This is a genomic window from Xanthobacter oligotrophicus (genome assembly GCF_008364685.1).
Taxonomy (GTDB): domain Bacteria; phylum Pseudomonadota; class Alphaproteobacteria; order Rhizobiales; family Xanthobacteraceae; genus Xanthobacter; species Xanthobacter oligotrophicus.
Genome location: NZ_VTTL01000005.1, coordinates 329,506 through 344,955, shown reverse-complemented (window position 1 = coordinate 344,955; position 15,450 = coordinate 329,506). Strand labels below are relative to the sequence as shown.

14 protein-coding genes are annotated in these 15,450 nt (G+C 67.2%); 8 read left to right on the top strand and 6 right to left on the bottom strand.

The annotated features are described in order from the left end of the window. Positions 1-3: 3 nt before the first annotated feature. The 3 genes from moaD to uvrC form a co-directional block, all read right to left on the bottom strand. A complete protein-coding gene (moaD, locus tag FZ033_RS10570; RefSeq protein ID WP_149576081.1) occupies positions 4-255 on the bottom strand; it encodes a molybdopterin converting factor subunit 1 in 252 nt (83 codons plus the stop codon). After that, the gene (pgsA, locus tag FZ033_RS10565; RefSeq protein ID WP_188079419.1) at positions 252-893 is read right to left on the bottom strand and encodes a CDP-diacylglycerol--glycerol-3-phosphate 3-phosphatidyltransferase; all 642 of its coding nucleotides are present in this window, start codon (positions 891-893) and stop codon (positions 252-254) included. Before pgsA ends, moaD begins: the two co-directional genes overlap by 4 nt. 125 nt (positions 894-1,018) lie before the next feature. Continuing rightward, on the bottom strand, positions 1,019-3,274 hold the full coding sequence (gene uvrC, locus FZ033_RS10560; RefSeq protein WP_408068477.1) for an excinuclease ABC subunit UvrC: 2,256 nt from the start codon (positions 3,272-3,274) through the stop codon (positions 1,019-1,021). Positions 3,275-3,552: 278 nt separating this feature from the next. On the opposite strand from uvrC, the gene FZ033_RS10555 reads away from it, so the two are divergent. The 3 genes from FZ033_RS10555 (at position 3,553) to FZ033_RS10545 (ending at position 6,053) form a co-directional block, all read left to right on the top strand. Next, the gene (locus FZ033_RS10555; RefSeq protein ID WP_188079418.1) at positions 3,553-4,164 is read left to right on the top strand and encodes an outer membrane protein; all 612 of its coding nucleotides are present in this window, start codon (positions 3,553-3,555) and stop codon (positions 4,162-4,164) included. Positions 4,165-4,409: 245 nt separating this feature from the next. After that, entirely contained in the window at positions 4,410-5,108 is a 699-nt protein-coding gene (locus tag FZ033_RS10550; RefSeq protein ID WP_149576080.1) for an outer membrane protein, read from the top strand. Between the two features lie 372 nt (positions 5,109-5,480). Then, entirely contained in the window at positions 5,481-6,053 is a 573-nt protein-coding gene (locus tag FZ033_RS10545) for an outer membrane protein (protein ID WP_232847425.1), read from the top strand. A 27-nt stretch (positions 6,054-6,080) separates the two neighbouring features. Here the strand turns inward: FZ033_RS10545 and panD are convergent, their stop codons facing one another. Then, positions 6,081-6,533 carry an aspartate 1-decarboxylase gene (gene panD, locus FZ033_RS10540; RefSeq protein WP_149576078.1) on the bottom strand — a complete coding sequence of 151 codons (453 nt, stop codon included), beginning with the start codon at positions 6,531-6,533 and terminating at the stop codon, positions 6,081-6,083. A gap of 308 nt (positions 6,534-6,841) precedes the next feature. Here panD and FZ033_RS10535 point away from each other — a divergent pair, with 308 nt between their 5' ends. Then, the gene (locus tag FZ033_RS10535) at positions 6,842-7,876 is read left to right on the top strand and encodes a Gfo/Idh/MocA family protein (RefSeq protein ID WP_149576077.1); all 1,035 of its coding nucleotides are present in this window, start codon (positions 6,842-6,844) and stop codon (positions 7,874-7,876) included. A gap of 201 nt (positions 7,877-8,077) precedes the next feature. Next, entirely contained in the window at positions 8,078-9,274 is a 1,197-nt protein-coding gene (locus tag FZ033_RS10530; RefSeq protein WP_232847424.1) for a DegT/DnrJ/EryC1/StrS family aminotransferase, read from the top strand. 100 nt (positions 9,275-9,374) lie between these two features. On the opposite strand, the gene FZ033_RS10525 is transcribed toward FZ033_RS10530, so the two are convergent. Together FZ033_RS10525 and FZ033_RS10520 are read right to left on the bottom strand one after the other, a co-directional pair. Continuing rightward, positions 9,375-10,481: a polyamine ABC transporter substrate-binding protein gene (locus tag FZ033_RS10525; protein WP_149576076.1), complete on the bottom strand. Its 1,107-nt coding sequence runs from the start codon at positions 10,479-10,481 to the stop codon at positions 9,375-9,377. Between the two features lie 113 nt (positions 10,482-10,594). Continuing rightward, positions 10,595-11,920, bottom strand: a complete 1,326-nt coding sequence (locus tag FZ033_RS10520) for a glutamine synthetase family protein (RefSeq protein ID WP_232847423.1) — start codon at positions 11,918-11,920, stop codon at positions 10,595-10,597. A gap of 325 nt (positions 11,921-12,245) precedes the next feature. On the opposite strand from FZ033_RS10520, the gene FZ033_RS10515 reads away from it, so the two are divergent. The 3 genes from FZ033_RS10515 to FZ033_RS10505 are packed head-to-tail and all read left to right on the top strand — an operon-like array spanning position 12,246 to position 15,317. Continuing rightward, positions 12,246-13,757, top strand: coding sequence for a sensor histidine kinase (locus tag FZ033_RS10515; RefSeq protein ID WP_331251173.1), 1,512 nt, complete (start codon positions 12,246-12,248; stop codon positions 13,755-13,757). After that, complete coding sequence (locus tag FZ033_RS10510; RefSeq protein ID WP_138400417.1) at positions 13,750-14,187, top strand: response regulator; 438 nt, start codon at positions 13,750-13,752, stop codon at positions 14,185-14,187. Before FZ033_RS10515 ends, FZ033_RS10510 begins: the two co-directional genes overlap by 8 nt. After that, entirely contained in the window at positions 14,187-15,317 is a 1,131-nt protein-coding gene (locus tag FZ033_RS10505) for a response regulator (protein ID WP_149576074.1), read from the top strand. The genes FZ033_RS10510 and FZ033_RS10505 overlap by 1 nt, the downstream gene beginning before the upstream one ends. Positions 15,318-15,450: the final 133 nt, after the last annotated feature.

Sequence of the window (15,450 nt, the reverse complement as noted above, 5' to 3'; positions counted from 1 at the left end):
GGCTCAGCCTCCGGTCATGGGCGGGAAGAACGCCACTTCCCGCACCCCGGCGAGCGCGGCATCCGGCTTGACGTGGCGCCGGTCGAGGGCGGCGCGCACCACGGCGGCATTTTCAAAGGCATAGGCATGGGCCTCGTCCCGGCCGGCGAGCCAGCGGGCAAGATCGGCCACGGTCGCCACCTCGGCGGGCGGCGCCACCTCTTCCTCCGCCAGCCCGATGCGCTCGCGCAGCCAGGCGAAATACAGGATCTTCACCGGTCGTCCTCCACCAGGTGGCGGGCGCCGGCCCGGAAATAATCATAGCCCGTGTATAACGTGAGCACGGCCGAGACCCACAGCAGCGTCAGCCCCACGAGGTTCACCCCCGGCAGCACGCCCTCCCCGGCCGGTCCAGTGATGAGCACGCCCACGGCAACGAGCTGCAGCGTCGTCTTCCACTTGGCGAGGCGCGACACCGGCACCGAGACGCGCAGTTCGGCCAGGAACTCGCGCAGGCCGGACACCAGGATCTCCCGGCACAGGATGACGATGGCCGCCCACAGGGACCAGCCGCGGATGGTGCCGTCGGAAGCGAACATCAAAAGGCAGGTGGACACCAGCAGCTTGTCGGCGATGGGGTCCAGCATCCGCCCGATGGCCGACTGCTGCGACCAGGCGCGGGCGAGATAGCCGTCGAAGAAGTCCGTGACCGCCGCGGCGATGTAGAGCGCGAGCGCCACCCAGCGCAGCCACAGCCCGCCGGCCAGGATGTCCGACCAGAACAGGCAGGCCGCCACCAGCGGCACCGCCACGCAGCGCGAATAGGTGAGGATATTGGGCAGCGAGAGTGCGTGGCTCCGCCCGCGCTGTTCGGGCGCGGAGGAGGTGGGGGAACGGGTCGCTGCCTCTGCCATCGGATCTCTTCGCCGGTCGGATGCCGCCTCGATGCCCGCGCCCCGGGGGAGGCGGACGGCTTCTATTTAGGCCGCGCGCGCGGCGGGCGGAAGCCTCCCTGCGAAAGCAGCGGCTCCAGACGCCCTCAGCCGGGCGGCCGCTCGTGGAAATAATTATACACCGCCTTGGCGGTCGCGGCATTGATGCCGGCCACTTGCTCCAGATCGACCAACGATGCCCGCTCGATGGCCTTCAGCGTCCCGAAATGGCGCAGCAGCGCGCGCTTGCGCGTCGGCCCGACGCCGGCGATGGCCTGGAGACCGGCCTCGGTGATGTCCTTCTTGCGGCGGGCGCGATGGGAGCCGATGGCGAAGCGGTGCGCCTCGTCGCGCAGGCGCTGGATGAAATAGAGCACCGGGTCGCGCGGCTCCATGCGGAACGGCGTACGGCCGGGCAGGAAGAACTGCTCGCGCCCGGCCTCGCGGTCGAGGCCCTTGGCGATGCCCACCAGCGGCACGTCGGTGATGCCCAGTTCGTCCAGCACCGTGCGCGCCGCATTGAGCTGGCCGAGGCCGCCGTCGATGAGCACGAGGTCCGGCCACGGCGAGGCTTCGGCGGCGTCCGGCAGGGCGTCCGCCTCCTCGGGGTCGCGACCGGGAGGCTCGTCCGGTTCGGCGCTCGAAGGCCCCGCTTCCACCGGCGTCGGCACGACCGGCCCGGCGAAACCGCCATCATGGCCGGGCATGACGGGCGGCGAAGCGATGTCGGCGCCTTGCGCCACGCCGGCGGCACCGCTCGCCTCCGGATCCTGGACGCCACCGGCAGCCTCGCCGGCCCCGTCGACCGCCCCCTCCCCTGCCCCCTCGCGCGGCGCCTCCTTCAGCAGCCGCGAGAAGCGGCGGCGCAGCACCTCGCGCATCATGCCGAAATCGTCGCCAGGCACGATGTCCGCCGACTTGATGTTGAACTTGCGATACTGGGATTTGCGGAAGCCTTCCGGCCCGGCCACGATCATGCCGCCCACCGCGTTGGTGCCCATGATGTGGGAATTGTCATACACCTCGATGCGCTGGGGCGTGGCCTTGAGGCCGAAGGTGGCGGCAACGCCTTCCAGCAGCTTGGCCTGGGTGGCGCTTTCCGCCAGCGTGCGGGCAAGGGCCTCGCGGGCATTCTGGAGCGCGTGGTCCACGAGGTCGCGCTTCTCGCCGCGCTGGGGCGCCGCGATCTCGATGCGATAGCCGGTCTTTTCCGAGAGGGCCTCGGCCAGAAGCGCCTGCTCCTCCACCTTGTGGGACAACAGGATGAGGCGCGGGCAGGGCTTGTCCTCGTAGAATTGGGCGAGGAAGGCGCCCAGCACCTCGGCCTCCGACAAAGAGCGGTCGGCGCGGGGATAATAGGCCCGGTTGCCCCAGTTCTGGCCGGTGCGGAAGAAGAACACCTCCACGCAGGTGGCCCCGCCCTGCTGGTGGCAGGCGAACACGTCCGCCTCCTCCACCCCCCTCGGGTTGATGCCCTGCGAGCCCTGCACGGCGGAGAGCGCGGCCAGGCGATCGCGCAGGCGGGCGGCGCGCTCGAATTCCAGCTCCTGGGAGGCGGCCTCCATCTCCAGCGCCAGTTCTTCCTTGATGGCGCGGGACCGGCCGGAGAGGAAGGCGCGGGCCTCGCGCACCAGCTCCGCATAATCGGTGTGGCTCACCTCGCCGGTGCAGGGGCCGGCGCAGCGCTTGATCTGGTGGAGCAGGCAGGGGCGCGTGCGATTCTCATAATAGCTGTCGGAGCACGAACGCAGCAGGAAGGCGCGCTCCAGCGCGTTGATGGTGCGGTCCACCGCCCACACGCTGGCGAACGGCCCGTAATAATCCCCCGGCCGGTTGCGCGCGCCGCGATGCTTGGTGATCTGCGGCGCCACGTGATCGGCGGTGATGAGGATATAGGGGAAGGATTTGTCGTCCCGCAGCAGCACGTTGAAGCGCGGCTTCAGCTGCTTGACGAGGTTCGCCTCCAGCAGCAACGCTTCCGACTCGGTGCGGGTGGAGACGAACTCCATGGAGGCCGTGGCCGCGATCATCCGCGCGATGCGATTGGTGTGGCCCACCGGGCGCGTGTAGCTGAGCACCCGCTTCTTGATGCTCTTGGCCTTGCCCACATAGAGCACGGAACTGTCCGCCGCGATCATGCGATAGACGCCGGGGCCCGCCGGGGCATGCTTGACCGCGCGGATGATGGCGTCGCGCCCGCTGGCCAGGCTTTCCGCACCGGGCGGCGGCGCCTCGGTGGCGTCGAGGATGAGGAGGTCGGTCTCGTCCGCCGCCTCCATCTCGTCCGATTCGGGCGCAGGGGTGGCCTGGTCATCGCGGGCGAAGGCGATCTCGGGCGGGTCGATGGGGCGTCTGCCGGTCATGGAGCCTATGTAGTGCGCCGGGGCGCCGGATGGAATCTCCGCCGGAGCCGAGGGCGTTAACTGCCGCTCAACCACGTCGCAAACGTCCGACCTACCCTGGTGGGGGACAACCTGCTCGTCTCCATATTTTTCCATTATAAATCAAATATTTAATAAATTAACGGCGCGTTAGGTATGCACGCGTCCCACGGCTTGGGGACAGGATTAGGCAAGGTTCGTCTGCAAGGGTGCGTGCACTGCCGGGGCGAAAAGGCCGGCAGGACCCTGGAGGACAGTCCATGCGTTCCCGTCTGCTTGCTTCCACCGCGCTCCTGGCGGGCGTCGTGCTCGCCGCTCCGGCGGTTGCAGCCGACCTGTCCGGTCGCTATCCCGCGCCCTATGTGCAACCGGTCGCGGCCTTCACCTGGACCGGCTTCTACATTGGCGCCAATGCCGGCTACGGCTGGGGCTCCACCGTGAACAGCGATCCGGGCGGCTTCATCGGCGGTTTCCAGGCCGGCTACAATTACCAGTTTGCCAGCCCGTTCGTGCTGGGCGTCGAGGCCGACTTCAATTTCTCCGGCCTGTCCGCCGGGGGCTACAGCCTCGACTATCTCGGCACCGTGCGCGCCCGCCTCGGCTGGTCGTTCGACCGCGTCCTGGTCTACGGCACCGGCGGCTTCGCCTACGGCCAGGGCAGCCTGGATGTCCTCGGCCTCTCCTCCAGCTCCACCCAGACCGGTTGGACCATCGGCGCCGGCGCGGAAGTCGCCTTCGACCGAAACTGGAGTGCGCGTGCAGAGTATCTTTACGTAGACCTTGGCAGTGCAACCTATCCGACAGTCATCGGACCCGTGGAAAGCGGCATCAACGCCAATATTCTACGGGCAGGTGTGAATTATCGCTTCTGAAATCAGGGGATGACCCAAGGGCAAAAATTGAGGCAAAACCTTGTAGCTGTCGCAGGTTTGCCGCTTTTACCAAAGGTCACGCCACAAACCTGAACAAGTGCTAGGACTTTGCCACATCTCCGCCCGTTTTGAATTTGGGGGTGTGGCCCGTTCGCTACAGACGACCGCATCACCTGGATGTATGACGTAACCACTCGTCGGCGAGGCCCCCGGGCTGGACCGATTGACCAACAAAGGTAATGAATATGTTGAAGCGTGCACTTCTGGGCGCCACCGCCCTCGCCCTCCTCGCCGGCTCTGCGTCCGCGGCGGATCTCGCCACCCGCTATCCCGTGAAGGCGGCGCCCATCCCGGTGCAGACCTTCTCCTGGACCGGCTTCTACATCGGCGGCAACGTCGGCTGGGGCTGGGCTGACAACACCTATGACGTGACCCCGTTCGGCTCGCTCGTCGGCTATTCCTACAGCCCCGGCACCGGCAACGGCTTCATCGGCGGCCTGCAGACCGGCTACAACTACCAGTTCGCCAACAACGTCGTGGTCGGCGTCGAGGCCGATCTGGACTGGTCCGACATCGGCAGCTCCACCGTCGTGGCGGGCGGCCCGTTCACCGGCGGCTCCATCTCGCAGAACATCGACTACTTCGGCACGATCCGCGCCCGCCTCGGCTACGGCATCGACCGCTTCCTGCCCTACATCACCGGTGGTGCGGCCTGGGCGAAGCAGAACTTCAGCGACTTCTACGGCAACACCTACAACGACACCAAGTGGGGTTGGACCGCCGGTGCCGGCGTCGAGTACGCCATCACCAACAACTGGACGGTCAAGGCCGAGTATCTCTATCTCGGCTTCAACAAGAACACCACCAACGACTTCTTCGGCGACTCCTATTCGGTCGGCTCGAACATCAGCACCGCCAAGCTGGGCGTGAACTACAAGTTCTGATCTCGCGCCAGCGCGAGACGTTTCTTGGAGTGAAAGAGGGGCTCGCGGCCATGGCCGCGAGCCCCTTTTCATTCTGGCCGCCCCAAAGGCGGTGAACGCACGCATTCGTGAATGCGAATCGGCGCCCGCCATCGCTTCGCCGCCAAGCCGCCCTTGCCCCGCCCGCGCAACGGACCAAGTTGAAAGGCGGAAAGACGCGGGAGCGCGGCCATGGAATGGACGGTGTTCGGCAAATCAGGCACCACCCCCCGGGGCGTATACCTTGCCGTGCCTGCATTCCTGTTCGCGGCTTGTCTGTTGGTCGGGCCTGCTGGAGCGGCGGATCTTGGACGCCCGGCTCAGCCGGCGATCCCGGTTGCGGTTCCCGCCCCCGTGTTTTCGTGGACCGGCTTTTATATCGGCGCCAATGCCGGCTATGGCTGGGGCTCGGGCCAGGATGCGCTCGGCGGCTCCCTCGGTGGGGCCGGCATCGACCCCAAGGGGTGGTTCGGCGGCGGCCAGGCCGGCTACAATTACCAGTTCAGCAACAATGTCGTGGCCGGCATCGAGGCGGACATCCAGGGCGGCGACATCAGCGCCAGCGCGTCCGGACCACTGGGTGGGCAATTGGGTGGACAGCTTGGTGTTCTGGGCCTGTCCAGCACCCTCGATTCGTTCGGCACGGTGCGGGGCCGGCTCGGCTACGCCTTCGGCCCGATCCTGCCCTATGTCACCGGCGGCTTTGCCTGGGGCAATAATTCCATCGATTATCTGGGCGCCAGCCAGTCGCAGACCCACACCGGCTGGACCGCGGGCGCCGGCATCGAATATGCGCTGACCGACCACTGGACCGCGAAGACCGAATATCTCTACACGGACCTCGGCTCCAAGTTCTACGACACCCTCGGCGCCAGCGCCGGCGTGACCGCGCAGACCGCCAAGATCGGCATCAACTACAAGTTCTGATCCCGCGCGCGCCGGTCGGCGGGCAGATCAGGACGCCTCGACCCGCAGCGGGATCGGCTTCTCGTCGCCGCGTTCGTCGCGCACGGCGAAGTGGTAGGCGCCGTGGCTGTCGCGCGTCACCTCATAGGTGAGGCGGCTGACGACGCGATTGTCCTTGTCGAAGGTCAGGACGCGCGGGCGCAGCGCCACGATCTCGCCTTCCGGCACATAGACCGAATTGCAGATGATGACCTCGTCGCCCGGCTGGCAGGTGCGGGCGGCGGCGCCATTGAGCACGCAGCAGCGCGAGCCGCGCTCGCCGAGGATGACATAGGTGGAGATGCGCGCGCCGGAATTACGGTTCCAGATCTCGACGAATTCCAGCGGCAGGATGCCCGCCTGTTCGCAATGCTCGGGATCGAGCGTGATGGAGCCATGATAGTTCAGGTCGGCCCCCGTCACGGTGAGCCCGTGCAGCTTGCCGGCGACGATCTTGCGCATGTTCAGCCGTCCTCCCCGCCGGATCGTTTTCGCACTGCCTTGCGCAAATGATCCAGCCGCATGTGTTGCTGCGTTTTCTTGACGCGACCCGGTATCCATCTGGCTCGACGAAGCGTGCGAAAAGCGCGCTGTGATAAGCCCTGCGGCGCGCCGAGGGAAGAGGCGCGGCATGCGCCGGCGCGACATGCCGGTAACACGGCGATGCAATTCTTGAACGCGGCGGGAGGGGGGATTTGACGCCCCGCCTCGCCTTTTAAACGACGATCGTGCTAGAGCCCGCACTCGTTGAATGATTGATGAGGGCTGAAATGGCTCATACGGCAGCGCCCGGCACGGAGCGCGCCCGGGTTCGTCCGAAGGACGACCAGCCGGTGCGGATCGGCGTCACGGGCATCGGCATCATGGGCTCCAACCACGCCCGCGTGCTGTCCCAGCTTCCCGGAGCGGAACTTGTCGCCGTCGCGGACCCGGACCAGGAGCAGGCGCAGCGCGTCGCCAACTTCCTCGGCTGCCAGGCGGTGGGCGACCATCGCGCGCTGCTCGACCTCGGCCTCGACGCCGTGGTGGTGGCGGCTCCCACCCACCTGCACCACCCCATCGCCCTCGACGTGATCGCCGCCGGCTGCTCGGTGCTGGTGGAAAAGCCCGTCGCCTCCACGGTGGCGGAAGGCCGCGAGATCGTCGCCGCCGCCCGCGAGAAGGGCGTGACCTTGATGATCGGCCACGTGGAGCGCTTCAATCCCGCCGTGCGGGCGGTGAAGGAGGCTATCCGCGACGAGAACCTGCTCTCCATCGCCATCACCCGGGTGGGGCCGTTCCCGCCGCGCATGTCCAACGTGGGCGTGGTGATCGACCTTGCCGTGCACGACATCGACCTCATCCGCTGGTTTACCGGCTCGGATATCCTCGAGGTGCAGCCGCAGACCTCGGCCGCCATCGCCGAGCGCGAGGACATCGCCCTCCTCCAGTTCCGCACCACCTCGGGCGTGCTCGCCCACATCAACACCAACTGGCTGACGCCCTTCAAGGCGCGCACGGTGCATGTGGCGACCCGCAAGAAGTACGTGATCGGCGACCTCCTCACCCGCCAGGTGACCGAGCATTTCGACTACCGGCCGGACGGCTCCTATTCCACCCGCCACCTGCCGGTGGCCTATGCCGAGCCGCTGCGCGCCGAGCTGGAGAATTTCCTCTCCGCCGTGCGCACCGGCCGCGCGCCGGAAGTGACCGGCGAAGAAGGCGTGTCGAGCCTGGAGATCGCCATCTCCTGCCTGCCCGGCTCGGCTGCCGCCAAAACTGCGCCTTCCGAGACTGCGGCCGAAAAGCGCCGCGCCCTGGGCTGAAACGCAGGCCGGCCGGGGCGGCCACGGCCGCCTGCCTTGCGCGCACCGCACCCGGCATGCGTCGCACCAGGGGCTGTGAGCCTGGCTCACCGGCCCTTGATCCAGCCCGCGCGGCGCCTGTCGAAGGGCGGGGCCATTCGTAACGCCCCGCCGCACCCGCGCCATTCCGCCCGCCCGACGGGCACCTGACAGGGATCATCCATGACGTCTCCCGCGACGGCCAAGTCCACCACCGCTTCCACCACGGCTTCCAGCACGGCGAACAACGCCCCCATCCCCTTCATCGACCTTGCCGCCCAGCGCGCGCGCATCGGCGCCCGCATCGACGAGAAGGTGCTGGACGTGCTCGCCTCCTGCCGCTTCGTGAACGGGCCGGAAGTGAGCGCCTTCGAGGAGCAGCTCGCCGCCTTCGCCGGCGCCAAGCATGCCGTGTCCTGCTCCAGCGGCACCGATGCACTGGCCCTGCTGTTGATGGCCTGGGGCGTCAAGCCCGGCGACGCGGTGTTCTGCCCGGCCTTCACCTTCTGCGCCACCGCCGAGGTGGTGCCCTATGTGGGCGCAACCCCGGTGTTCGTGGACGTGAAGGCAGACACCTTCAACATGGACCCCGACAGCCTGGAGCAGGCCATCGCGGTGGCCATTGAGCAGGGGCTGACCCCGCGCGTGGTGATCCCCGTGGACCTGTTCGGCCAGCCGGCGGACTATGACGCGATCCTACCCATCGCCGAGAAGCATGGCCTGAAGGTGCTGTGCGACACCGCGCAGGGCTTCGGCGGCACGTGGAACAACAAGCGCACCGGCTCCATCGGCGATGCCACCGCCACCTCCTTCTTCCCGGCGAAGCCGCTGGGCTGCTACGGCGACGGCGGCGCCATCCTCACCGACGACGCGGAGCTGGTCACCGTGCTCAAGAGCCTGCGCGAGCACGGCCAGGGCGTGGACAAGTACCAGAACGTGCGCATCGGCATGACCGCCCGCCTCGACACCATCCAGGCGGCGGTGCTGATCGAGAAGCTCGCCATCTTCGAGGAGGAGATCGCGGCGCGTGACCGGGTGGCCCGGCGCTACAACGAACTTTTGAAGGATGTCGCCACCGTGCCGGTGGTGGATCCGCGCGCCACCTCGGTATGGGCGCAATACACCATCCGCCTCGCCCCCGGCGTGCGCGACGGCCTCGCCGACCGGTTGAAGGCCCAGGGCGTGCCGACGGCGGTCTACTACCGTCTGCCCATGCACCTGCAGCCGGCCTACAAGCACTACCCATCCGCCGGCGCCATCCTGCCGGTGTGCGAGACTTTGGCGGAGGAGGTCATCTCCCTGCCCATGCACGCTTATCTGGACGAGACCACGCAGGACCGCATCGTCGCCGCGGTGAAGCAGGCCCTCGCCGAAGGCTGAGACAGCCCACTCACGCAAAGACCGCCGGAAGCAGCAGCTTCCGGCGGTCTTTTTGTTTGTGGTGACGGTCCGGCTCAGTCGGTCACGTCAGCCCCGGGCCTCACTTGCCGCGCTTGAAGCTGTTCCAGGTCTTGGTGATGACCCGCTGCACCGCCGGCTCGTTGGTGGTCACGATGAACAGCCGGTCGAACGTTTCCTTGTCCGGGTAGATGGACGGGTTGTTCAGGATATCTTTGTCGATGAACTTCTGCGATTCCAGGTTGCCGTTGGCATAGGAAATGAAATTGGAATTCTTCGCCGCCACTTCAGGCCGCATCATGTAGTTGATGAAGACAAGGGCATTGTCGATATTCTTTGCATCCTTGGGGATGGCGAAATTGTCGAACCACATGAGCGCGCCCTGCTTCGGGATCACATATGCCACGTTCACCGGCGGCTTCTTGGTCTTCTTCGCGGCCTCGGCGGCGCGGGTCTTGGCCTGGAACACGTCACCCGACCAGCCCACCGCCAGGCAGATGTCGCCGCGCGCCAGGGCGTTGATGTAGCCCGAGGAATCGAACTTCTTGATATAGGGGCGGACCGACATGAGCAGTTCGCCGGCCTTGGCGATGTCGTCCGGGTTCTTGGAGTTTGGATCAATCCCCAGATACTTCATGGCGGAGGGGATCACCTCCTCCGGGCCGTCCAGGAAATAGACGCCGCAATCCTTGAGCTTGGAGAGGATTTCCGGCTTGAACACGATGTCCCACGTATTCATGGGAATATCGCCGAGCCGTTCCTTCACCTTGTCCACGTTGTAGCCGATGCCCGTGGTGCCCCACATGTAGTTGACGGCGTGAGCGTTGTCCGGGTCGTAGACGGCGAGGCGCTTGGTCACCTCGGGCCAGGCGTATTGCAGGTTCGGGATCTTCGACTTGTCGAGGGTCAGGAAGATGCCGGCCTTGATCTGGCGCTGCAGGAACGAGCCGGACGGCACCACCACGTCGTAGCCGGTCTTGCCCGCGAGCAGCTTCGTCTCCAGCACCTCGTTGCTGTCGAAGACGTCATAGCGGACCTTGATGCCGGTTTCCTTGGTGAAATCCTCCAGCACCGTCGGATCGATATAGTCGGACCAGTTGAAGACGTTGAGGACCTTGTCCTGGGCCGAGGCCGCGCCGGCCCAGCCCAGCGTGGCACACATGATTGCCGCTACGAAATGACGACGCATCCGCCGTTCTCCTCTGGAAAGGGGGTCATGTTTTGCAAGGTTGCCCTAAAGGTGCCCCCCTGGACCCAAGGCTATGTCGTCGGGCGAGCCCCCTCAACAGGAAACGCCGCGCTTCACAGATACGTTTCGTACTCCAAAGGAAGAATGACCCTGCGGAAGGCCGCCAATTCCTCCCGTTTCATGGCCGCATAGATGCGCCGGTAGTCCACGCCGAAGGTGCGGGCGATGAAATCGGAGGCGGCAAAGCGGTCCACCGCCACCTCCATGTCTGGGGACAGGGGCTCGCCAATCTGCTCGTAGGCGTTGCCTTCGAGCGGCGGAGGCGGCTCGATGCCCCGCTCCAGCCCGTCCAGCATGCCGGCGAGGATGGCCGCGAGCACGAGGTGGGGATGGGCCTCCGCCCCGGCGATGCGGTGCTCCAGCCGGCGGGCGTGGCGCGGCCCGTTGGGCACCCGCACCGCCACCAGCCGGTTGTCGAAGCCCCAGCTCGCCGAGGTCGGCGCATAGCTGCCCGGCACCAGGCGGCGATAGCCGTTGAAGCTGGGCACGAAGATCAGCGTCGCATCGGCCATGCTGGCGAGCAGCCCGCCCGCGGCATGGCGCAGGGCGGTGTCCCCCACCCCGTCCTCCCGGGCGAACAGGTTGCCGCCGCCATGCTCCATCAGGCTTGCATGGACATGCATGCCGTTGCCGGCGAAATCCGCCAGCGGCTTGGCCATGAAGGTGGCCTTCAGCCCGTGGCGGCGCGCCACGCCGTCGATCAGCCGGCGCAGCAGCACCGCATCATCGGCGGCACCCAGCGCATCCACCTTGTGATAGAGATTGACCTCGAACTGGCCGGGAGCAGCCTCCGAGATCACGGTGTCGGCCGGCAGGCCCTGCGTGACGCAGGCGGCGCGCATGTCGTGCAAGACCTCGGCGAAGGCGTCGAGGTCGGACATGGCATACATGTTCTGCCGCGCCTGCCCCGTGGCCTGGAACACCGGCTCGGGCGGCCCGCCCGGCACGTCGGACGGCTTCAGCAGGTAGAATTCCAGCTCGAAGGCGACGCAGGGCGAGAGCCCCCGCGCGGCGAAGCGCTCCACCACGGCGGCAAGTTGCTGGCGCGGATCGAGCTTCCACGGCCTGCCGCGGGCCGAGCCGTCGGGCTCGTGCATGGTGATGAGCACCTGCGCGGTGTGGCGCGACGCCCAGGGCACCGGCTTCAGCGTGCCCGGCACCGGCCAGCACAGGCCGTCCTTGTCGCCGGTCTCCATATGGATCTCGGAGGCCTCCACCTCGCAGCCCCAGACATCAAGGCCGAAGATGGAGAGCGGGATGGCGACCCCGTCCTTCCAGATCTTGCCCATGGCATGGCCTGGAATCCACTTGCCGCGCAGCACCGCCGAGGTGTCGGGCAGGAGCACCTCCACCACCTCCGGCACGCCGAAGGCCGTCACATATTCCGCCGCTTCATCCGCGCCCCCTGGGGCCGCGGCATGGTCGGGTCGTCCGCCTGGAGCCTGGACCTGCATGACACTCCATTCAAAAAAACGTCGATTTCCTGTTCATCCAAGCGCGAAGCTCGGGAACCTTCAAGCGCGACGATGATTATGCACCTGGAGCGGTACTGGGCACATGGCGGGCAGGGCCGCCAGATCGGCGCTCGCGGGACAAGGAACGTGACCACCACATGACCAGGGCGGGACGAAAGCGCGGTTCACTGTCATCGGCGCGGCTCAAGGATGCGCCAGGCGGCCCAGGACCTTCCTTCGCGGAGGCACCATGGCGCTGGTGATGCACGCCACCCGCACTCCGGTCGCCGGGCTGCGCCTTCCTGGCCCGACGCTGCTGCTCATCCTTGGATTTGCGGTTCTCGCGTCCATCAGCGCCATGTCGATCACGCTGGTGTACCGGGCGCAGGACGACGCCCACAGGGTGAACCATACCCTGCGCGTGATGAACGCGATCTCGCAATTGCAGATCATGATCCGGCGGGCGGAAAGCGCCGAGCGCGGCTTTCTCATCACCGGCGGCGAGGGGTTCCTGCGCTTCTACGAGGACTCCAAGGCCCGCGCGCTGCCGACCCTCGACGAGATCGGCGCCCTGACGTTGGACAACCCGGTTCAGCAGGCCCGCGTCGCCGAGGCGCGGCCGCTGCTTCAAAGCCGGTTCGAATCCTTCGAGCGCGGCATCGCCTTGCGCCGGAGCGGCGACGTGGAGGGCGCGCAGGCGGATCTGAAGTCCGACCGCACCGAGGGCGCCATGACCCGCCTCGGCACGATGCTTGTGGAGATGAAGGCGGCCGAGACGCAATTGCTTGGCAGCCGGGACACGGCTTCGCGGCACAGCGCCAGCTGGCTCACCGCCGTGAGCGCCGGCGGCTTCGCCGTGGTGCTCGCCCTCGGCGGCGTTGCGCTCTACCTCAACCGGCGGACCATCTCGGCGCTGGAGACGGCGCAGCAGGACCTGGAGGCCGTCAATGCCGGCCTGGAGCAGCGGGTGGCCGCGCGCACCGCCGACCTCAAGGAAGCCAACGACGAGATCCAGAGCTTCGCCTACATCGTCAGCCACGATCTGCGCTCGCCGCTGGTGAACATCATGGGCTTCACCAGCGAGATCGAGGCCATGCGCACCGACCTGTTCGAGCGCCTCGCCCAGTTGCGCCAGAGGGCCGGCGAGGGACCGGAGGCGGACGGGGAGCTTGCCGCCGATTTCGAGGAGGCCCTCGGCTTCATCAAGACCTCCATCACCCGCATGGACCGCCTGATCCACGCCATCCTCGCCCTGTCGCGGGAGGGACGGAAGGAATTCATGCCCGTGGACGTGGACGTGGGCGAGCTGATCGCCAACATCGCCGGCTCCATGGCGCACCAGACTCAGGAGGCGGGGGCGCAGATCCGGGCGGGGCGGCTCCCCGTCATCCACTCCGACCGCCTGGCGCTGGAGCAGATCTTCACCAACCTCCTCGACAACGCCCTGAAATACCGGCGCGACGGCGTACCCGGGCTGATCGAGGTGAGCGCCGTGGACACGCCCGGCTTCGTCACCTTCACGGTCAAGGACAACGGCCGCGGCATCGATCCCAAGGATCGCGGCCGGGTGTTCGAGCTGTTCCGCCGCTCCGGCCGCCAGGACCGGCCGGGAGAAGGCATCGGCCTTGCCCATGTGCGGGCATTGGTGCGCCGCATGGGCGGGCTGATTTCACTGGATTCCACGCTGGGCGAGGGCTCCACCTTCAAGGTCACGCTGCCGCGCCGCCTGCCGACGGACAACGGAAAAAAGAACAATGACTGAACACGTCACCATCGTGATGGTCGAGGACGACGAGGGCCATGCGCGCCTCATCGAGAAGAACATCCGCCGCGCCGGGGTGCGCAACGACATCCTCCCCTTCACCGACGGCACCAGCGCGGTGCAGTTCCTGTTCGGCGCGGACGGCACCGGGCGCGACCATATCGGCCGGGCGCTGCTGGTGCTGCTCGACCTGAACCTGCCGGACATGACCGGCGTGGAGATTCTCGCCCGCATCAAGCAGAACGAGCATCTCAAGCGCTCGCCCGTGGTGGTGCTGACCACCACCGACGACAAGGTGGAAATCCAGCGCTGCTATGATCTCGGCGCCAACGTCTATGTGACCAAGCCGGTCAATTACGAGAATTTCGCCAACGCCATCCGCCAGCTCGGGCTGTTCTTCTCCGTCATCCAGGTTCCGGAGACCGACTGATGGACGGCTCCGCGCCCGAACCCTCCACCCCGCTCCAGGACGGCACATCCGCGCCGCCGGCGCCGCTGCGCGTCCTGTATGTGGACGATGACCCGGCGCTCGGACGCCTGGTGCAGCGCCAGCTCGGGCGGCTCGGGTTCGAGGTGGTGCTGGCTGGCTCGGGGGAAGACGGGCTGGCCCTGGTGGCGGCGGAGCGCTTCGACGTGGTGGCCCTCGACCATTACATGCCAGGCCAGGACGGCATCACCACCCTGCGCGCCATCCGCGCCCTCGATCGCCCCCCGCCCGTGGTCTACGTCACCGGCGCCCAGGACGGCCGCCTCGCGGTGGCGGCGCTGAAGGCCGGGGCAGCCGACTATGTGGTGAAGGAGGTCCAGGCCGATTTCATCGAGCTGTTGCGCGCCGCCTTCGTGGCGGCGGTGGAGCAGGTGCGCATGCGCCGCGCCCACGAGGCGGCGGAAGCGGAGATCCGCGCCGCCCGCGACCGCTTCGAGGCGCTGGCCGCCGAGCGCGCGCTGCTGCTGCGCGAGATGAACCACCGGGTGGGCAACTCGCTGCAGATCATCGTGTCGTTGCTGAACGTGCAGGCCAGCGCCACCGAAGACGGAAGGGTGAAGGAGGCGCTGAACTCCGCCCGCAACCGCGTCTCGGCCGTGGCACAGGTGCATCGCCGGCTCTATACGTCCGACCAGATCGCCACCGTCGCCCTCGACCAATATATCGGCTCGCTGCTGGACGACCTGCAGGTGTCGGCCCACCGGGACCTCGGCGGCATCACCATCACGCTGGATGCGGACCCGATCCATATCGATCCCGACCGCGCCGTGGCGGTGGGCATCATCGCCACCGAGCTGGTGATCAATGCCATGAAATACGCCTATCCCGGCGGCGAGGGCGCGGTACGGGTGGCGCTGAAGCGTCAGGGCGAACGCATCGATTTCACGGTGGAGGATGACGGGGCGGGCATGGCGGCCCCGAAAGCCGCGGAGACCGGCGCGATTGCGTCCTCAGGGCTCGGCACCCGCATCGTGCGGGCCATGTCCACCAAGCTGGGCTGCGAGCCCACCCTGGATGCGCGGGAGACGGGCACCTGCGTGCGCCTCACCTTCCGCCTCGCCGAGCACGCCTGACGGCCCCGCCGGGTGGCGCCGGCGGATTTCAGACCATCGGCGACGGTCTTCGAGCAATGCCAAGTGGGCACGCTCAGAGGTACCGCGCGGGCTTGACCGATGGCCCGTGAGCAAAGCTCACGGGCCATCGGTC